We start from the raw sequence: 20,176 nt of genomic DNA, 5'->3' as shown, positions 1-20,176 counted from the left end.
AAATCACACTTCGCTGAACTATTAATTATCTTAAATAAACTATTTAACTATTCATCATTTTTAAAATAATAATATTTACCATTGTCAGACTTGTCTCATCTAAAACTATGCTCCTAACGCACAAAAAAATAGCTAGAATCAAAAATACATTTCAATTCTAGCTACTTATTTGTTTCACTTATTTCGCGTAATCAGTTACTCTTGATTCTCTAATTACGTTTACTTTAATCTGTCCTGGATATTCAAGTTCACTCTCAATCTTTTTAGATAAATCACGTGCCAATAATATCATCTCGGCGTCAGTAATTTGTTCTGGTACAACCATAACTCTTACTTCTCTACCTGCCTGAATAGCAAATGATTTGTCTACCCCCTTAAAGCTATTAGTAATATCTTCGAGTTGCTTTAATCTGTTGGTATATGTCTCCAAAGTTTCACGTCTTGCGCCCGGTCTAGCTGCTGAAATAGTATCAGCTGCCTGAACGATACATGCAATTAATGATTGGAATTCAGTATCACCATGATGAGCTTCTACTGAATTAATGACTATCGGTGATTCTTTGTATTTTCTACAGAGGTCAACACCGATTTGTACATGCGTACCTTCCACTTCATGATCTATGGATTTACCAATATCATGTAATAAACCAGCACGCTTTGCAAGTCTAACATCAACACCAATTTCTCCGGCTAAGAGACCGGATAAAATAGCTACCTCAATTGAATGCTTTAATGCATTCTGACCATAACTTGTCCTAAATTTCATCTTGCCGAGAAGCTTGACAAGCTCCGGATGAATTCCGTGAACACCAACCTCTAAGGTTGCAGCCTCTCCCGACTCCCTAATCATAACTTCAACTTCTTTTTGAGCCTTTTCCACCATCTCTTCAATGCGAGCTGGATGTATTCTACCATCAACAATCAGTTTTTCAAGTGCAATTCTTGCAATCTCACGTCTGATTGGATCGAAGGCTGATAAAATAACAGCTTCCGGTGTATCATCGATAATCAAATCAACACCTGTCATAGTTTCCAAAGTTCTGATATTACGTCCCTCTCTACCAATGATTCTACCCTTCATCTCATCATTGGGAAGTTGAACAACAGAAATCGTTGTTTCAGCAACATGATCTGCAGCACATCTTTGAATTGCTGTAACCACATAATCCTTTGCTTTCTTATCCGCTTCCTCTTTTGCTTTGCTTTCCAAATCCTTAATAAGCAGAGCGGTTTCATGTTTTACTTCTTCTTCAACAGTCTTAATCAGATATTCCTTAGCTTGTTCGGAGGTTAATCCTGAGATTTTTTCCAACTCCTGTAATTGTCTTGCGTGGAACTCTTCCACTTCCAACTTGATCTTATCAAGTTCTGATTCCCTTACAGAGAGTCTGGATTCTTTCTTTTCCAGTGCTTCGGTTTTTCTATCTAAAGTTTCTTCTTTAGTTAGAACACGTTTTTCATAACGTTGTAACTCTGCTCTGCGTTCCTTTGTTTCCCGCTCGAATTCGTTCTTATTTTTTAATGCATCTTCTTTCGCTTCGAGCAAGGCTTCACGCTTCTTAGTTTCAGCTGTTTTTAAAGCTTCATCTATGATTTCTCTTGCCTTTTCATCTGCGCTGCCTATCTTTGCTTCATAAACTTTAATACGATATGCTATGGCAAACTTCCAAGTAAGAGCTGCTACAACCACAAAGGTAATTACAACCGCGATAACGATTTTTAACACCTCTTCTAGCACAGGAGCACCTCCTTATTTAGTTTTCATTGTACATTACAAAATGAATTTTCATAAAATGATTGAAAACTTGTACCACTTTCTTAGAATTCATGTATTTTGATTTAATACAACATATAAATTTTATACTGTTTTTACTAATATGTCAAGTATTCGTGCCACCAAATTAACTAATCTGACAAAATATAGTACCAATATATAGTTTATCCATTGTTATCAACCACTATATAGTCAAAATCGATAGTGTAACACGTGGAATATGTTTAATTATTCACAAAAAATTAGTGTTTATACTGTTTTACCCTAAAAGTATTTCAATCTTTACAATATAATATAAATCAATATATCATCGATGTTAATTTATTTCGTACTGCCATTCGGTGTTCCTCCGTTTTTGATCAAATAAGGATACCCGTTATTAATAGCAGGATTTATTCTCCATATATTAGTAAAATCAAATCCATCAAAAGTACTCTTTTGTTTCATTTGGGCTATAGAAACCATAATAGCAGTATTATACTCATCATTGATTCCAATTAAACTATATGAATTTGTCGCATAAGCGGCAATAGCATTTGCAACTGATTCACATTCCACCCCTGAAGCATCCGCAGTTACGCTCCCCGTATTATAACAATATAATGCAGAGCCACTATCCGATACATCTCCAATAATACCTCCTGAACAGGCATTCGATTCATAGTATATTTTCCCGTTACTATAGCCAGCCTGAATATTATGTGCTGTTGATTTAATATTACCCGTATTAAAACAATTTTCAACAGTACAAGCGCTTCCAGAGATACCTCCTGAGTAGGCATATGCTAATGAGTGTATCTGCTCGAATAAATAATCACAATCTGCAAAGGCATTATTTGTGATATTGCCAGTATTAAAACTACTGGTAACATGACCGGAGCCACCTGTAATTCCTCCAAGATATGCACTTGCCCAAAGACGGTTTTTGTCAGAATCATCTCTAGAAATATTACCTGTATTACAACAATATTTGATAGTTCCACCCTTACCGCAAATTCCACCAACCAACAAATCAAAAAGTTGATATTTACGAGTTTGATTATCAACCGAACAGTTAATACTACCGTTATTAATACAGTATTGAATATTTCCCGTATTTGACGCTGCTATACCTCCAATATTTCCACCATTTTGCTGATATAACGCCGAACAAGTTATCTTAACGTTACTGATGCAATTAGTTATCTCACCAGAATTATCAATTACAATCCCAGATGCATAGACCATCTCATCATCAAAACTACAATTAATATTGCCTTCAACAGTTAAATTTCTTATTATTCCGCTATTTGAATCAAATAGCGATACACGGAATATACCATATGAGTCTTCTTTAAATGTATCATTAGTGAAATTTAGTCCAATAATTTTATGACCGCATCCATCAAATACACCGCTAAAATTTTTAATTTGCTTAAAATTCGTTACTGTAGATAAATCAATGTCATTCATCAGTTTATATGGATAACTGGATGAATAGGCCGAAATTGAACCGATTTTCATAAAATCATTCGCCGAATAAATCGGAATCCCAGTCACATTTATTTTACAAACCCCCGTAAATCCTCCATCCACTGTTTTTACTGTCAGAGTGGCACTTCCTAATCCTATCCCTTTTATTTTTCCTTTATCAGATACGGTAAAGACTGACGTATTGCTCGAAGTAAATTTGACCGATTTATCATATGCATTGTATGGTAATATTATATAAGATGGTGCATAGGTTCTCCCAACACACACAGAATAAGCAGCTTGACTAAATTTCACGCTGTTTACCCCCACTATACATGTATAATTTACAGAAAGAACTTTACTATTATACATGTTCTTACAAACCGCAATTGCCTTTAGTGTAAGCGAGCGAGTTATTTTAATCGGAGATACATATTTTGCTGATTTATTCGTCGGAGTTTTTCCATCCAAGGTATAATATATGGTAGCATGGCTCTCTTTATCAGTAAGTTTGACAGAAGTCCCTATTTTAATTTTACCGGTTGAAATTGATGCCACCGGGGTTTGTGCTGTCGGATTTATAATTTGAACATTACAAGTTTTAGTATATCCCCCTTCACTAGTAGTTCCAATAATATTAACCTTCCCGGTTCTACTCGAATTAGCCTTAATCGTGACAGTCCCATTATTATTTTTTACTACTGTAGCAAGTTTTGTATTAGTAGATTTCCAAATTACTTTTTTATTATAGGCATCGGAGGGCAAAACAATAGCTGATAAGATTGCCGTTTTACCTCGCACAACTGTCATTTTTGTTCTATTAAGAGTAATCCCCGATACAAAAGAAGGGGTGACAACAGTGAGTGCATTCGAATATCCACTTCTTTTCCCACCTACAACGGTTAAGCGAAATATATATTTTGTTTTTGGTTTCAATCCATTTACAACAGCCTTGGTTGAGTTCCGATTAAGTGCAGAGATAGAAGCCTTTTTCCAAGTCTTCGCACCATCCTTGGATAGCCACAATGTAACTGAAGTAGCATTTTCTGCAGCATTAAAGCCAAGCGTCACGCATGATGTGGTCTTTGACAGACAAGTGAGCTTGCATTGCGGTTTAGATACATGTACAACAATATTCATATACTTTTTTACTGTCTGTAAGCTAAGCCAACCATTTATATTCACATATTCCTGATAAGTTGCTGTTGCTTTTATCACAGCACTTCCTGCACTCATACATTGAACATTACAGTATTGGTTATTATAATTACGAATTTTAACCACACTAGAATTACTACTACCCCATGTAATTACTGCGTCGTCAAACCCCCAATAAAAGTATCCAATGAGTCCTTCCTCGCAATATGCATTAAAACTCGAATCAACATCAATATGGGCTCCTATTCCAATGTTTGTTCCTGCCAAAACTTTTGTCTCGTCAATTTTCATTATTACTAATACTGAAATCAACACAGTAAAAAAAGTACATAATCGATACCTCATATTTTACCACCTTGAATACTGTAATATTTTCCCATTTATTATTATAGATCATACTCATATATTTATCAACATAAGATCAACTTTATGAAGTAAGAAATATCGCAAAGTTATTTCATCATTTATTTAAATTACTATTAATATTTAATATTAAAATCACTTCTAGCTCCGTGATAAATATGATCCTTCCAACATAAAAGAGCAACCTAGATTGATTATCCAGGGTTGCTCTTTTTGATTATTTTATTATTTTAATGTTCCCATATAATAGAATCCCTTGCTCTCCGACAGATACACCTCTACAATCTTACCAATCAGGCTCTTCTCTCCCGGGAAATGTACCAACAGGTTATTACTTAGTCTTCCGGTTAATAGCGATGAATCCTGATCATTCACCTCTTCAACCAGAACCTTTTGAACGGTGTGTTCGTCTTTACCGGCAGACTTTGCGGAGCTTGACTGAACCTCCTTAAGCAGACGGTCGAAACGTTCCATCGCTATCCCCTCCTCAACCTGATCTTCCATGGTCGCTGCCGGTGTTCCGGTACGTTTTGAATAGATGAAAGTAAATGCACTATCATAGCCCACTTTCTTCACAACATCCATCGTATCCAAGAAATCCTCCTCTGTTTCGCCGGGGAATCCCACGATAATATCGGTTGTTAGTGAGATATCAGGTACAGCTGCACGAATTTTATCCACCAGCTCCAAATAGCTTTCCTTCGTGTAACGACGATTCATCAAACCTAAAAGTCTAGAACTACCTGATTGAAACGGTAAGTGAAGGTGTTTACAGATTTTCTTGCTATGTTTCATCACTTCAATTAAATCATCGGATAAGTCCTTTGGATGAGAAGTCATAAAACGAATTCGTTCAATCCCATCGATTTTTTCTACCTCAGATAACAACTGAGCAAAGGACATTGGTGTATCTAGGTTTTTGCCATAGGAGTTAACATTCTGGCCTAAAAGCATAATTTCAACAACATCATCCTCCGCTAATTTCTTGATTTCATTCAATATATCCTGAGGATTTCTGCTTCTTTCTCTTCCTCGCACATAAGGAACAATACAATAGCTACAGAAATTATTACAGCCGAACATAATATTTACACCAGCCTTAAAGCTGTACTTACGTTCATTTGGCAGATTCTCAACTATCATATCGGTATTCTTCCACAGGTCAATAACCATTCTCTTTGAATCCAATCTGGTCTGAAGTAATTCCGCTAATTTAAATATATTATGTGTTCCGAATATAATATCAACAAATCGATAACTTGTCTTTATTTTTTCTACTGCTGATGCTTCTTGCATCATACAGCCGCATATCGCTATTAACATACCCGGATTGCTTTTCTTTAATTTCCCGAGGTATCCTAGACGTCCGTACACTCTATTGTTCGCATTTTCTCTTACCGTACAGGTATTATATAGAACAAAGTCTGCTTGCTCGGAATCCGTTTCCTCATATCCAATCTGCTTAAGTATACCGGATATCTTTTCAGAGTCACGAGAATTCATCTGACATCCAAAGGTGGTGATATGATATGTCTTTTTCTTACCTGTTCTCTCAAACTCCTGATCGAAACTTACTTTAAGCTCGTTAATTATTTGTAATTGTCTGGCTGCCTCGAGCTCGTTCACGTTTGTATCTCTGTTTTCCATTCTGTCCTCCAGTTTTTTATGTATTCAAATTAATACCATTCTTCCGAATTCAAAGATGACGAGTTTCATCTCCTCAAACGTCGGTTGTCTGTATTTATAGTCAAGCGGGAACTCCGCAATTTCTTCTACTGTTTCAATAGTAAGTGCCGGTTCATAATAATTCTCCGAAAAATAATGTACCGTATTACCGCCGGTATCGCCGGCATCAATTTCATTCTCCGGCTCAACCAATTCATAATTAGTGATCTCTTTTAATCGATTTGCAATCTCTAACTGCTTCTCATTGTAACTACCCGGCATTACGCTTCTATAATAATAAATCTGTTTACCGCGGGAATGAAAATCCAAAAATCCCTTCGGTTTATATTCCTGAAATACCTTTATTAACGCGATTGTTTCATTTTCACTTGCCCAGGTATCTGAGTCATGTTTTGCTTTCCAGAGTCTGCTGGGGAAATTACGATTGATATCTACACCACGTGCATTCAACTTCCACTCCGCATATGGAATATTCAATGTCATCGAAGTACTTCTTAACCTGGGATCCTGTATTTCGTCAAAGCCTCTTAATGATACCATATATCCATCCGGATTTAAAAGTGGAACAAACAGGATGGTAAATGTTTGTAATAGCTCATAGATACAAGTTCCATATAACATTTGCTCATATTCTCCAACAAGATTATGGGCATAATTCCTCATCTTTTTCTTAAGATTGCTCTTTTGTTGCTTATGATTACTATATAAATCTGCATAATATTCAACGATGCAAAGTAATACCATCGGATTGATTGATTCTCTGCCATGTACACCGCCACAGCATAACAAGTAACGCCTTCCGATACCCAATTTTAGCATAACGATGTCACGATTGTCATGGGAAGTGCCAATCGTGACATATTGTAGAATGCTATCGTATTGCTTTGAAAGTTTCTTAGCATCAGAAACCATATCATCATAAGTATAAAGTGAATCATTCATGTTAACTATCATAGAATCAGCTCCTTAGTAACTATTATCATATCATTCTATGATAAAAAAACGATTTTATGATTAAAATTAACAGAAATATACTATTTTATTTATATATTAGTTCAGCTTGTAGAATATCTGAGTAATTGGTGAATCAGGAGAAAGTATTAAAGTCTTGTTATCCCCTTTTAAAGAAGCCTTCGCTGCATCCAATGCTCTGATATAAGTATAGAATTCGCTTCGAGCCTTGTCAGAGTATGCTGCAGAAAGAACCTTCATATACTCTGCTTCTCCTTCAGCTGTTATTTTTGCAGCCTTTGTTTTTGCATCGGAGATGCTGATGGCAACTTCTTTATCCGTCTCATTTTGAATTTTTTGTGCCTGTGACTCACCTTGTGCAGTATAAGTCGCTGCTATTTGAGCTCGTTCAGAAATCATACGATCAAATACGGCAACCTTATTATCGCTTGGTAAATCCAAATGCTTCGTTTCAACAGAGATTAACTTAATGCCGTATTGTTCCATTGCATCTCCGATATTCTCCATGAATTCATTATTTAACGCCCCATCACGACCACTGATTACATCAGTTTGTGAAAGTCGACCAATTACAAGTTTAATTGTATTATAAACTGTGGTATCAATTCTTCCCTCTGCCTTCACCACGGAGGAGCTTAAGGTCTGTGCAAAGATAATAGGATTTTCTACCTTCCATAATACATAACTATCGGCAACCATAGTTTTCTTATCCAGTGTAATCACATCGGATTCCGGCATATCGTAGAACTGAATACTCTTAGGTATGGTATATACCTCTTCCACAAATGGTGATTTTAAAGATATTCCCGCATGATCAATAACACGTTCGATCTTTCCGAATCTTTTAATAACACTGAACTGATTTTCTTTCGTAATAACGATGGAGGAAAACAACAATATAATTACTGCGATTATGATAATGAATGAAAATACTCCGGAGATTCTTTTTACTTTTTTCATTTTGTCTTCTCTCCTTCCATTAATTTATCAATCGGTAACAGCTTCTGTACACTTGAACTACCGTCATCAATAATAACCTTTAGGTTAGGAAGTACATCCTCCATCGCCTCATAGAACATACGCTCCTTCGTGATGGATGGATATTTTTTATATTCTTCAAACATCTTGTTGAATTTTGCAACATCTGCATTTGCCTGGTTAATACGCTCAGCCTTACCGGATGCCGCTTGCTGTAAGATCTTATCCACCTCTGCATCCGCCTTTGGTAACTGCTCATTCTTATATTTATTCGCATTGTTGATCGCTGTATCTGCGCCCTGCTTCGCTGTTTCAACTGACTTAAATGCTTTCATGACATTATCAGTAGGGGGCTCCGCATCCTGGATTGATATATTCACCAGTTGAATACCGATATCCTGCTTGGTTAACTTCGCTAAAATCATCGTTTTGATTGCAGCCTGAATCTCATTCTTGCCGCTTGTGATTACATTATCCACATTATAGCTACCAACCACCATACGTATACTGCTCTGTGCAATACTCTTTAAAATAATCTCAGGTTTATCCGATGCATATAGTGCTTTAATCGGATCTGATACCTTATACTCTACAAAGAAATCTACATTAACAAAATTAAAATCCTTTGTGATCATCATTGATTCTGAATCAATTCTTTTATCCGTCTTTAAATCATACCCAATGGATAATCCCTGAATTGTGGTATCCACTTTATGTACCTGCTGTATAATCGGAATTTTAAAATGCAATCCCGCAGTGTTGACGGTTTTTGCCTTTCCAAAGGTAGTGACTACTGCCTGTTCCTGTTCCTTAATCGTGTAAAAGGAGCCAAATACTAAGACTGCTATAATAACAACTCCAATCGCCATAAGAAACAACTTACCAAATCGCTTCATAAAGCTCTTGAAATTATTACCCGGGGGGAAATCGTAAATTTTTTCTGCCATTTCATATCCTCCTATTTGTTATATTTAAAATATTAATTACTTCCTGATTTGACCGTTACCAAAAATAATATATTTGGTAGTTGTGAGCGCCTTTAATCCCATTGGACCTCTTGCGTGAAGCTTCTGGGTACTGATTCCTATCTCTGCTCCGAAACCGAATTCATTTCCATCGGTAAAGCGGGTGGAGGCATTCACATATACTGCTGCCGAATCAATCTCATTTAGAAACTTCATTGAATTATCATAATCCTTTGTTATAATGGCTTCCGAATGCTTCGTACTGTAATAATTAATGTGGTCAATCGCCTCTTGAATACTGCTTACTACTTTAATTGAGATAATCTTATCCAGATATTCCGTCGCATAATCTTTCTCCTGTGCTGGTATAAAGCCCTCGCAAATCTTACATGCTGCTTCGTCCGCACGCATTTCCACTTCTTTTGGATTCAATCTGCTATATAGCTTTGGCAAAAATCCCTCGGCAATCTTTGCATGAATCACAAGAGACTCACATGCATTACATACACCCAGACGCTGTGTCTTTGCATTATCGATGATATCAAGCGCCATATCAAAATCAGCGAATTCATCCACATACACATGGCAATTACCGGTACCCGTCTCAATTACAGGAATGGTACTATTTTCTACTACTGTTTTAATCAATCCTTCTCCACCTCTTGGGATAAGAACATCAATATATCGATTAAGCCTCATAAAATCTTTTGCTACTTCTCTGGAGGTATCTGTTATCAATAATAATGCATCTTCATCACATCCGCTTCCCATAAGACCGTTTCTCAACGCTTTTACAATGGCTGTATTGGAATGAATTGCATCACTGCCTCCTCGCAAAATAACTGCATTACCTGTTTTAAAGCATAAACCGAACGCATCCGCAGTTACATTTGGTCTGGATTCATAGATGATTCCGATTACACCTAGCGGCACTACCTTCTGTCCTATGGTAAGTCCATTCGGACGAACCGTCATGCTCAACACTTCACCGATTGGGTCGGGTAGAGAGCAAATTTGTAACAAACCGTCCGCCATTCCCTCAATTCTCTCCTGTGACAGTCGAAGGCGATCTACCAAAGAACTCTTCATTCCATTCTCCATAGCAGCCTTCACATCATTCTCATTGGCTGCTAAAATCTCTGATGAAGAAGAGATCAGTGCTTTTGCACATTCCTTCAGTGCATTATTTTTTTCATCCTGAAGCATCCGATTTAATGCAGTAGATGCCTTTCTTGCACGGGTTCCCAGTTCTTCTAAATATCCCATCCTATCCTCCAATCTTTCGCATTCATTGCGAAGTTTATACAAATGTTCTCGTCACATCATTTGAATTCATTTCATATATTACTTATTCTTCACTACATTTAATCCATCTAGTTGGGGTTATAATCATATCCGCTTTTATATCATATTCATCCGATGTTATTTGTTCCATCACCTGAAAATCATATCCTAATGCAATCTTAGTAAAATTGGCTTCCCCTTCTCTTGAAAGGTATCGATCGTAATACCCTGCACCATAGCCGATACGGTTTCCCTTATGATCAAAGGCCAAGCCGGGTAATAGCATTACGTTATCCTTTTTCACAGCTTGAGATGAAGAAGTCGCGTAGCGGTTTTGCGGATTGATCTGGGGCTCCAGTATTCCCATCGTACCGGGAACCAGTTCCTCAAGGCTCATGATTTTATAGAATTCCATGTTACACTCTTCCACTTTCGGAACATAAACTTTCTTTCCGTCAAGTAAAGCCCTACGAAGAATCTCATGGGTATCTACTTCTGATCGAAAGGATACAAAGATGAATATCTGTTTACTGCATCGGTAGACTTCACTCTCGAAAAGCTTTTGCCTAATTGCTTGTGAATTAGTATTTTGTTCTTTGATGCTCATCTGGTCTCTTCTGTTTTTTTGAAGAATTCGAATATCATCCTTTGTCATGAATGTCCTCCAATCTACATAACTTTGAATGCCATCCCTTTGTAATGTGAATTATACTTATATAATTCACATTAATCTTCTTTCTTCTTTAAATCGGTCGCATTCACAACGGAACCATCCGGATTCACAAAGGATACCTGTTCTATAGTTCCTCGTAAATTCTTACGGATGGAAGCAATATATTCCTTTCGTAAATTAACCTGTTCTTCTTTCTCCTCGACTGTTAAGCCTTCGTTCTGTGATTTATGATATAATTCATTGATTCTTGTAATTCTACTGTCTTCCATATTTCCTCCACTAATTTAGATTCTTAACTTGAATTTCTCTCAGAATCTATCCTGTTATTTTTAAGTACCCTATACTTATAAACATCCTGCTACTTTTGAGTATCCTGTTATTTTAAGTATCCTTTTATTTATAAATATCATCTTATTTATAAGTATCCTCTTATTTATAAGTATCATCTTATTTATAAACATCCTGTTATTTCCAAACAGATATATTTATAAATACCCTATTACTTTCCATATCTAAATTCATATTTGGAATATGTTGCTTAAGCTTACTTTTGATATTGCTTTGAAGTAATGTAATCCATAATGTTGAAGTTCTCCACCTTGTTCGCTTTAAAAAGTGTTCCGACTTCTTTTCCTTCTATAATATAATTAATATTTCTAACATTCTCTCCGTTCGTGATTACCATGTCCGCTCCAGAAGCGGTTGCAAGCTTGGCCGCGGATAATTTGGTTGCCATACCGCCGGTTCCCACTGAACTTGAGGAATCCTTCGCCATATCTTTTAATTTATCATCAATCACCTCAACATACGGAACCAATGTCGCCTGTGCATTCTTATTCGGATCATCCGTATATAAACCATCGATATCGGATAACAGGATTAACAAATCCCCTCCAACCAAAGCAGTTACTATTGCGGATAGCGTATCATTATCTCCAAAATCCAAATCGAGCTCATCCGTGGACACAGTATCGTTCTCATTTACGATTGGGATAACACCAAGCTTGAACAATTCATCAAAGGTATTTGCTGCATTAAAGCGGCTCACATCGTTAATCATCGTATACTTCGTCAATAAGATTTGTGCTGCTGCCTGATTATATTCTGAAAAAAGTTTCTGATAAATCATCATTAAACTTGCCTGACCTACTGCAGCACAGGCTTGCTTTACGGACCGATCAGTTGGTCGCTGTTTCAAACCAAGTGCTTTTCTTCCCACAGCTATCGCACCCGATGTAACTAGTATAACATCCTTTCCCTGATTTCTGATATCCGTAAGGATACGAACCAAGCGTTCCATTTTATCTAAGTTTAAGCTTCCTGTCTCCGGATGTGTTAAGGATGAGGAACCTATCTTAATTACGATTCTATTACTGTTTTTTAACATTTCCCTAATCTGCATAATTGCCTCCAACTATAAATATATCAACTTATCCTTTGTCTATTACGCCTGATAAAAGCTTGTGATTGCCTCAAACACCTTAATTCCATCGATTGCAGCCGAGGTGATGCCACCGGCATAACCGGCTCCCTCCCCACATGGATAAATTCCTTTTATATTACTCTGAAAAGTGATATCACGTTCTATTCGAACCGGAGAGGAGGTTCTGCTTTCCACACCGGATAGTACTGCTTCTTCACTACCAAACCCTTTTATTCTTTTATCAAATGCTAAAACCCCCTCTTTGATTGAATCAATCACTTCGGTAGGGAGACAGTTCGATAGATTGGATAATTGGTAATCGCCCCTGATGTTTGGGGTGACATCACCTATTGTAACACTATCCTTATTCCTTAACAAGTCGCCAAATAATTGCACCGGAACGCTTCCTCTGCCGGTTTGATACGCAGCTTGTTCCCATTTTCGCTGAAATTCCATACCCTTTAACGGGCCATCTCCACCAAAGTCCTCGGGCTGTACCGTCACAACAATGGCACTGTTCGCATTTACTTCATCTCTTTTATAATTACTCATGCCATTCACAGCCAAATAACCCTGTTCTGAGGAAGCATTAACAACGAAACCACCAGGGCACATACAGAAGGAATACACTCCCCTACCGCTTACAGTCTGGTGTGTCAACTTATAATCCGCAGCTGGCAGATGAATATAATCATTACCATACTGTGACTTACTGATCATACTCTGCTTATGCTCAATACGAAGACCAATCGCAAATGCCTTCGGTGATAGCATTAACCCTCTCTTATGAAACATATCAAAGGTATCTCTGGCGCTATGACCAATCGCCGGAATTAACACTTCACAAGGCACCTTCTCCTTATGATCCAGTTCAATAGCGACTAGTCTTCCTTCTTCTATGATTAAATCCGTCAGCTTCGTGTCAAAGCGTACTTCGCCACCTAGTTTTATAATATCATTTCTCATATTCTCAACGACATATCGAAGCTGATCCGTTCCAATATGGGGCTTATTAAGATATAATATCTCGGCAGGAGCACCAAACTGTACAAAGGTCTCCATAACCAGTCGATATCGGTTGAATGCATCCTTCACCAGAGTATTTAGCTTTCCGTCTGAAAAGGTTCCTGCTCCCCCTTCTCCAAATTGTACATTGCTTTCCGGGTTAAGTACATTGCTTTTCCAAAACTCCTCCACCAACTGTACACGCTTTGTTATCTGTGCTCCACGCTCTATCACCAGAGGAGAGTAACCGTGTTTGGCTAGTAGCCAGCCGGTAAATAATCCGGCGGGACCGGTTCCTATAATTACCGGTCTATGACCAATCTTTTGCTCACCGGTTGGCACAAACCCATACTGCGATTTCTCTGAGATGATAATATTAACATTGTGCAAGCGGGCAACGATGGAATTTTCTGTTTCTTTTCCTTCCATATTCACTACCGCATCCACAGTATAAATATATTTCACTTGCTCTTTTCTTGCATCGATAGACTTTTTAATAATCTGATATCTTTTGATCTTTTTTTGCGTAAGTTTTAATGCTTTTGCAATTGCCTGTAGCATCTCTTTTTCGTCGTGCTTGATCGGAAGCTTTATTTGTGATATTCGAATCATTCTACACCCGTTCCTTTTATTACTACTGTTGACCCGAAGCTGTTCCGGCAATATAACCGGTGCTCCAAGCCCATTGAAGATTGTATCCTCCACAAGTACCATCAACATCTACCAATTCTCCGACAAGATATAAATTTCGATGAAGCTTTGATTCCATGGTCATCGGATCAATCTCCTTTGTGGATACTCCACCGGCACATACCTGCGCCTGTTCAAAAGAATTTGTTCCATTTATCGATAAATGGAACTCCTTAATATTTTTCGCCAGTTCTTTTACTTCCTGATCTTTTAATTGTTTTGATTTTTTATATACATCGATCCCCGCTTTATTCAGAATAATATAGGATAATTTATGATTTAAAAGGCCAATCATCATCTCTTCACTGTTTTTTTGAGGATTGTGATGAATTCGGTTTTGTAAGTCCACCAATAATTCTCCCGTAGATTGCTCCTGCATATAATCTAGGGTTAAATGTACTTTCTCCTTGCGCTCCAAAGCCTTTGCAGCAAACCGGCTTATCTGCATAATCGGAATACCGGAGATACCGTAATCAGTAAATAATACTTCACCACTCTCTTCGACTACTGATTTATCATTGATAAATAATGATACCTTTGCTAAGGTTCGCACCCCCGAAGCTGTTTTACAACATTTATCAGAAGATTTTAGTTGAACCAATGCTGGAACCGGCTTAATTACATGATGTCCCAACTTAGCCACGAGTTCAAAGCCGCTGCCATCAGAACCATGTTGGGGTGATGCACATCCTCCCGCCGCTATAATCAGCTTCTTCGCCTGATAGGATTGCGTAGTTGTTCGGATTGTATAATCCGGCTTCTTAATTTCTTCTACTTTTTCATTATATTGAAAATCTACCTTGAATCTTGCGCATTCCAACATAAGTACCTGAACGACACTTGCGGCCTGCTCTGAATTCGGGTAGAGATAACCCTCTCGGTTTTTTGGGTAGATACCCAGCTCTTTAAAAAATTCTATGGTTCGATTAACGTCAAAACAAGACAGCACCTTCATTGGAAATGCGCTGTCACTGCTACGATAGCATGCGGGTTCCTGAACCAGATTGGTAAAATTACATTTACCGTTACCCGTAGCCAATATTTTTTTACCGGCTTTTTCTTTTCGCTCTATCACAAGAACACGGCTTCCCTGTCTTGCCGCTGCAATTGCAGCAGTCAATCCGGATGCACCCGCACCTATGATAATCACATCGTATTCCACCCTGCAGCCTCCAATTTGAATCAAAATTATGTTTGTTTCATTATATTTTACCCCAAGAATTATTTCAAGCATTTCTTTGTATTATAAGTATTTCTTTAAACTTCTTTCATCTTTCTAAAGAGATTTTAATAATTGGATATGAAAAGGTTAACTTGCCGATGATATAAATGTTTTCTTATTGAAAATAATAAATTTTAACTTACAGAAAAAGGAAGCTGCCTTTTAATCTAGCAGCCTCCTCTTTCCTATGAACCATTTTACTTAATTATCTTACATTTTCCTCTAACTGGAATAGCTTTCGAGTAAGGAATATAGCTCGTCCTCACTATTCACATAGATTCCCTGTGTTAATGCAATTCGATCCTCTTCGGACAGATCTTTTGCATCAATCTCTGTATATTTGTAAACCGTCTTTTTATCGCTGTTATATACAATCACTTTACCGTCCTTAATTGCTACATAGTACATACACGGAACAAAGTCTTTATTATAGCTTTTCTTTAAAACGATTTGATCCTCTGAAAATGACACAAGTTCAAAGGAGAACAAGCCTTTATTGTATTCTGACAGTGGTATATCCTTCATATATGAAGTAAGGTATTCGACCACTTGATCTCTGGTAAGTCCCACCAAGTAGGCGGGCGGATTTAATTCCTGTGTTTGTGTTGTATCCGTCTTCAAATCGTAGTTTTGCAACGTATATTTTGTCGTTGGCTTGACGGTTGCATCGTTTTGCAATGTTTCAACACTATTATTTGTTTGTGATGCTGCCGTTGTTGGCGTCGGTTTGTTGTTTAGAGCATACAATTGTTCTTTATGTTCAATGGCTTTATTATTAAAATCATTTAAAGCATGAAGATAACTCAAATAGTAGCATGCCGAAAACATGACACATATTAATACAAAACTCAAGAGATAAATCGATGCCTTTTTTAGCTTCATAGAAACCACTCCTTTGGCAAAGATTATGTCCATTATTTTCATAATTATACAGATATATCAAAACTTACATCAATATTTTACTACAAATAAAAAGAACTCTATGTAAGAGTTCCTTTTATGAATTTATGATAATAATATTGAACATCTTTCATGCTTATTTATTTTAACAGGTGAAGCTTCTTCAATACGCGAACCAAGGTCGCGCCCTTTGGAACGGATAGCAACTCTGTTTCATCCACTCCACGAAGGAAGATTAAAAAGGCAAAGTACACAATGATTGCTACGATTATTGCTAACATAACCGATATTATATTACTATCAAGAAGTGACATCATCCCTTTATAGGTAAAGTATGTTGCTACCCCCATAAATCCTGCACTTACCGCCGGGATAATAAAGGTTTTCAGAATCTCCTGTTCATACCCAAGATATTTCTCAATTGCTAGCCAGTTTAAGACACATATCACAAGTGCAAAGGTTACATTCCCCATAACAAGTGCATATGTACTTAACGGTGTGAAATGCAATAATAAAATCAGAAATACTACATGGATTGCCAGCGAGATTGCAGAATTGATAACCGGGATTCGCATTCGATTAATTCCCTGCAAAACTGCTGAAGATAGTGTTGATAATGCAAAGAAAACAATTGCAATACTTCCTAACGTTAATAGGTTTGCAGATAACTTCGAGTCATCATTAAATATCATCTTCAAAATAGGGGATGCTAATACACCCATACCAACCGCTGACGGAATCGCAACAATCATATTAAACTTAATTGCGACATGGATTTTATTATAAATTACATCCTTTAAGCCCTTGGAATAAGCTGCCGCTATCGTTGTAATAATTGCAGTTGATATTGCAGTTGCAATCGCAACCGGTACATTGGATAGCAGTCTATATTTCAAACCATAGATTCCCAATAATGCATTACGATAATCCGATATATAGAGTTTGCCCGCAACATATTTTTCCAGCACCTCTTGATCAAAGACTGTAACCTTCTTTGGGGCCATAATATGATTAAATATACTTACATCTAATATTCCACTTATTTGGAAAACGGCCTGACTCAGTATGATAGGAGCAACAGTAATAAGCAATAACTTAAATATGGTTGAGTAAGATTCTTTATATTCATCCTTATCACGGCGCATCTGCTTCCGTAAAGTAGGTCGATATACCATGAATACGAAAACCAGAAAGAATAATCCCATCAATGCGCCTAAAAATGTTCCCAATGTTCCACCTGCAGCACCGTAGGATGACACATCCTTACTATCCCTATACATATTTACAAATATATAAGCAGCGCCAATACTAATGATTGCATTAACCACCTGTTCGATTAACTGGGACATTGCGGTTGGAATCATGGTATTCTTACCCTGGAAGAATCCCCTTAACACGCCCATAATGGCAAAAATAAAGATCGTCGGTGATAATATCCTCAGCGGAAGTATTGCATCGTCACTCTTACCAACCAACTGGGAAAGGGCGGGGGCACAAAAATAGATAATTAGCATCGCTGCAAATCCGACTGCCGAAGCAAATCCTAATGCACAGATAAATATTCGATAGGAATTTTTATATTCCTTGTTCACTCTTCTAATTGTAACCAGCCTTGCTACAGCAATTGGTACGCTATACGAGGACAAAATAAGGGCAAAATTATATATTTCAAAGGTATTTCCATAAATACCAACACCATCATCATCTATGATTCTGTTCATAGGAATTCGATACACCAACCCTATGATTCGAACAATCAGAGAAGTAGCTGCCAGGATACTACCCTGCATTAAAAAATTGTTTCTTCTTTCTCTTGCTGACATAACCTGCTCCTTCGTTTCTCCTATGTAATAAACGTTATTACTTTGCTAAAACATACCAAACATCAACAAATCAAAGACAATATTTCATCTTTGCTTTGTTGATGTTTTTTAGGATTATTGACTTAATTACTTAAACAATACACTCTATAAAGAAATTAATAACTATTTAAATGAAACGTCATCCGTACGGCTATCCGGGAATAATGCGATATATGTTTTACCCGGATTAATTGTTAATTCATTTCCGCCTTCATCATAGTATCTCATCCAATGATCTGCTTCTTTTTTCTTCCAGGTGATGTTTACCTTCTTGCCATTCGTGATATAATAACCGGAACCACTGGCATTCGCAATATCCATTGTCTGATAACCCTTCTTATCAATATTCCATTCTTTAACGAATTGAACGATGATGTTTTTAAAGGCCAATTGCTTGTTTGTCAGAGAATCTACATGCTTTTCTCCGAACTGGAAACGTTCATAAACCTTTTCTCCTGCGTTATACTGAAAATATGGATCATTATAAGTTGAAAAATGAATACCAATTCGATTGTCGGCAGGTGTTCCATCACTTAATTCCGTGTCCTGATCATAGAAGGAAAAATGTGGCTTGTAATCACTCGAATATTTTGTTTCATACCCGTATTTCTCTAAGCCTTCCTTAATCAATTTTTCACTGGAAAATGCATTATGGGGAGCTCTAATGCTCTCATCTCTATAGAATATAGTTCCACCCTTACCGGTTATACCGTCAATCTCATCTAATCCAAGTTCATTCACTTTATCCTTTGCATAACTGGTGCCTCCAAAGTGAATATAAATCGCATCATATTCATCCGCAATACTTGCAAAGTAATGTCTAGCGCTTCTGGTTGAGCCGATGCGGTCACCCGTATAGTTTTCTCCAACTCCTAATAATCTGGTGATACCACCTTCAACCAAGCATTCATAAACAATATCAGCTTGTCCGATACCCCATTGATTTCTTACTGTTTTGAAATTGTTAAATGCGAATGCAATCGGACGTTTTGTTCCGATTTCATTCGGAACCCATTCACCTGAGAGATAGCTCTTCATCTCTCCGTCATGGGTCGGTGCCTGAGTAACCGCTTCCGTAGGCTGATCTGTTGGAGCTGTGGTTAATGTGGGCTGTGTATTATCAATCTCATCATTCGTCTTCTTGCAACCAACTAAAACTAGTACGATTAAAGTCATAAGGAAAATGGTAATAATTTTTTTATTATGCATTCCTTTGCCTCCTTCTATGTGTTTTGGGGATTATCTTCTAATTTGAAGTATGTCCAAAACCTCATTCTGTTTTTGTTCCATTACTAATCTTTCTTCGTCTTCCATATGATCATATCCAAACAAGTGAAACATGCTGTGCGCGGTAAGAAATGCAATCTCACGCTCCATACTATGCCCATATTCTTCAGCCTGTTCCTGTGCCCGGTCTACCGAGATGACAATATCCCCAAGAAGCAACTCGCCAGATTCCGGATGAAAACACTGTGCATAATCAACCTCTAATCGGGAGAAGTCTCCGGGCGTATCATATTCAATTGAAGGAAAAGATAACACATCCGTCGGTTTATCAATTCCGCGGTATTCCTTATTAATCTGCCTTATCTGCTCATTATCCGTAAACAATACGTTAACTTCACTCTCATAAGGGCATTTTTCGTAATCAATGCATCCCTCGATAACTCTCTGAATTAATGCTTCATAATCAAAATCCATATTTTTTGATGCTTCATATTCAATATTATAAGTCATTTATCTAACCTTTCTGATTTCCCTTATAAAGC

16 protein-coding genes are annotated in these 20,176 nt (G+C 37.3%); all 16 read right to left on the bottom strand.

Annotated features, from left to right (window positions below):
* Window positions 1-178 precede the first annotated feature (178 nt).
* The gene (gene rny / locus AC6IWN_RS05960; protein ID WP_497992176.1) at window positions 179-1,726 is read right to left on the bottom strand and encodes a ribonuclease Y; all 1,548 of its coding nucleotides are present in this window, start codon (window positions 1,724-1,726) and stop codon (window positions 179-181) included.
* 369 nt (window positions 1,727-2,095) lie between these two features.
* Entirely contained in the window at window positions 2,096-4,729 is a 2,634-nt protein-coding gene (locus tag AC6IWN_RS05955) for an Ig-like domain-containing protein (protein WP_497991453.1), read from the bottom strand.
* Between the two features lie 243 nt (window positions 4,730-4,972).
* Window positions 4,973-6,394 carry a tRNA (N6-isopentenyl adenosine(37)-C2)-methylthiotransferase MiaB gene (miaB, locus tag AC6IWN_RS05950; RefSeq protein ID WP_497991452.1) on the bottom strand — a complete coding sequence of 474 codons (1,422 nt, stop codon included), beginning with the start codon at window positions 6,392-6,394 and terminating at the stop codon, window positions 4,973-4,975.
* Window positions 6,395-6,418: 24 nt separating this feature from the next.
* A complete protein-coding gene (locus AC6IWN_RS05945; RefSeq protein ID WP_497991451.1) occupies window positions 6,419-7,387 on the bottom strand; it encodes a M14 family zinc carboxypeptidase in 969 nt (322 codons plus the stop codon).
* A gap of 96 nt (window positions 7,388-7,483) precedes the next feature.
* Window positions 7,484-8,365 carry a protease modulator HflC gene (hflC, locus tag AC6IWN_RS05940; RefSeq protein ID WP_497991450.1) on the bottom strand — a complete coding sequence of 294 codons (882 nt, stop codon included), beginning with the start codon at window positions 8,363-8,365 and terminating at the stop codon, window positions 7,484-7,486.
* The gene (gene hflK, locus AC6IWN_RS05935) at window positions 8,362-9,330 is read right to left on the bottom strand and encodes an FtsH protease activity modulator HflK (protein ID WP_497991449.1); all 969 of its coding nucleotides are present in this window, start codon (window positions 9,328-9,330) and stop codon (window positions 8,362-8,364) included. Before hflK ends, hflC begins: the two co-directional genes overlap by 4 nt.
* 36 nt (window positions 9,331-9,366) lie before the next feature.
* Complete coding sequence (locus AC6IWN_RS05930) at window positions 9,367-10,614, bottom strand: glutamate-5-semialdehyde dehydrogenase (RefSeq protein WP_497991448.1); 1,248 nt, start codon at window positions 10,612-10,614, stop codon at window positions 9,367-9,369.
* Between the two features lie 82 nt (window positions 10,615-10,696).
* Window positions 10,697-11,287, bottom strand: coding sequence for a 5-formyltetrahydrofolate cyclo-ligase (locus AC6IWN_RS05925; RefSeq protein ID WP_497991447.1), 591 nt, complete (start codon window positions 11,285-11,287; stop codon window positions 10,697-10,699).
* A gap of 71 nt (window positions 11,288-11,358) precedes the next feature.
* Window positions 11,359-11,574 carry a DUF896 domain-containing protein gene (locus AC6IWN_RS05920; protein ID WP_497991446.1) on the bottom strand — a complete coding sequence of 72 codons (216 nt, stop codon included), beginning with the start codon at window positions 11,572-11,574 and terminating at the stop codon, window positions 11,359-11,361.
* Between the two features lie 275 nt (window positions 11,575-11,849).
* Window positions 11,850-12,707, bottom strand: coding sequence for a glutamate 5-kinase (gene proB, locus AC6IWN_RS05915; RefSeq protein WP_497991445.1), 858 nt, complete (start codon window positions 12,705-12,707; stop codon window positions 11,850-11,852).
* A gap of 42 nt (window positions 12,708-12,749) precedes the next feature.
* Window positions 12,750-14,345 carry an NAD(P)/FAD-dependent oxidoreductase gene (locus AC6IWN_RS05910; RefSeq protein ID WP_497992175.1) on the bottom strand — a complete coding sequence of 532 codons (1,596 nt, stop codon included), beginning with the start codon at window positions 14,343-14,345 and terminating at the stop codon, window positions 12,750-12,752.
* A 22-nt stretch (window positions 14,346-14,367) separates the two neighbouring features.
* Window positions 14,368-15,585 (bottom strand): BaiN/RdsA family NAD(P)/FAD-dependent oxidoreductase, encoded by a 1,218-nt coding sequence (locus AC6IWN_RS05905; RefSeq protein ID WP_497991444.1) that lies wholly within the window; start codon window positions 15,583-15,585, stop codon window positions 14,368-14,370.
* Window positions 15,586-15,867: 282 nt separating this feature from the next.
* Window positions 15,868-16,527 carry a BofC C-terminal domain-containing protein gene (locus AC6IWN_RS05900; RefSeq protein ID WP_497991443.1) on the bottom strand — a complete coding sequence of 220 codons (660 nt, stop codon included), beginning with the start codon at window positions 16,525-16,527 and terminating at the stop codon, window positions 15,868-15,870.
* Between the two features lie 158 nt (window positions 16,528-16,685).
* Complete coding sequence (locus AC6IWN_RS05895) at window positions 16,686-18,368, bottom strand: putative polysaccharide biosynthesis protein (RefSeq protein ID WP_497991442.1); 1,683 nt, start codon at window positions 18,366-18,368, stop codon at window positions 16,686-16,688.
* A 162-nt stretch (window positions 18,369-18,530) separates the two neighbouring features.
* The gene (locus tag AC6IWN_RS05890; RefSeq protein WP_497991441.1) at window positions 18,531-19,616 is read right to left on the bottom strand and encodes a DUF3048 domain-containing protein; all 1,086 of its coding nucleotides are present in this window, start codon (window positions 19,614-19,616) and stop codon (window positions 18,531-18,533) included.
* Between the two features lie 30 nt (window positions 19,617-19,646).
* Window positions 19,647-20,144 carry an rRNA maturation RNase YbeY gene (gene ybeY, locus AC6IWN_RS05885; protein WP_497991440.1) on the bottom strand — a complete coding sequence of 166 codons (498 nt, stop codon included), beginning with the start codon at window positions 20,142-20,144 and terminating at the stop codon, window positions 19,647-19,649.
* Window positions 20,145-20,176 lie beyond the last annotated feature (32 nt).

This window comes from Variimorphobacter sp. HTMS_6 (assembly GCF_059717775.1).
The sequence above is the reverse complement of the archived record's forward strand: the minus strand, read 5'-3'. Positions and strand labels throughout refer to the sequence as shown.

Coding starts and splice junctions, on each gene's coding strand:
- AC6IWN_RS05955 (WP_497991453.1), bottom strand. CDS start 4,729: ATGAGGTATCGATTATGTACTTTTTTTACTGTGTTGATTTCAGTATTA.
- miaB (WP_497991452.1), bottom strand. CDS start 6,394: ATGGAAAACAGAGATACAAACGTGAACGAGCTCGAGGCAGCCAGACAA.
- AC6IWN_RS05945 (WP_497991451.1), bottom strand. CDS start 7,387: ATGATAGTTAACATGAATGATTCACTTTATACTTATGATGATATGGTT.
- hflC (WP_497991450.1), bottom strand. CDS start 8,365: ATGAAAAAAGTAAAAAGAATCTCCGGAGTATTTTCATTCATTATCATA.
- hflK (WP_497991449.1), bottom strand. CDS start 9,330: ATGGCAGAAAAAATTTACGATTTCCCCCCGGGTAATAATTTCAAGAGC.
- AC6IWN_RS05930 (WP_497991448.1), bottom strand. CDS start 10,614: ATGGGATATTTAGAAGAACTGGGAACCCGTGCAAGAAAGGCATCTACT.
- AC6IWN_RS05925 (WP_497991447.1), bottom strand. CDS start 11,287: ATGACAAAGGATGATATTCGAATTCTTCAAAAAAACAGAAGAGACCAG.
- AC6IWN_RS05920 (WP_497991446.1), bottom strand. CDS start 11,574: ATGGAAGACAGTAGAATTACAAGAATCAATGAATTATATCATAAATCA.
- proB (WP_497991445.1), bottom strand. CDS start 12,707: ATGCAGATTAGGGAAATGTTAAAAAACAGTAATAGAATCGTAATTAAG.
- AC6IWN_RS05910 (WP_497992175.1), bottom strand. CDS start 14,345: ATGATTCGAATATCACAAATAAAGCTTCCGATCAAGCACGACGAAAAA.
- AC6IWN_RS05900 (WP_497991443.1), bottom strand. CDS start 16,527: ATGAAGCTAAAAAAGGCATCGATTTATCTCTTGAGTTTTGTATTAATA.
- AC6IWN_RS05895 (WP_497991442.1), bottom strand. CDS start 18,368: ATGTCAGCAAGAGAAAGAAGAAACAATTTTTTAATGCAGGGTAGTATC.
- AC6IWN_RS05890 (WP_497991441.1), bottom strand. CDS start 19,616: ATGCATAATAAAAAAATTATTACCATTTTCCTTATGACTTTAATCGTA.
- ybeY (WP_497991440.1), bottom strand. CDS start 20,144: ATGACTTATAATATTGAATATGAAGCATCAAAAAATATGGATTTTGAT.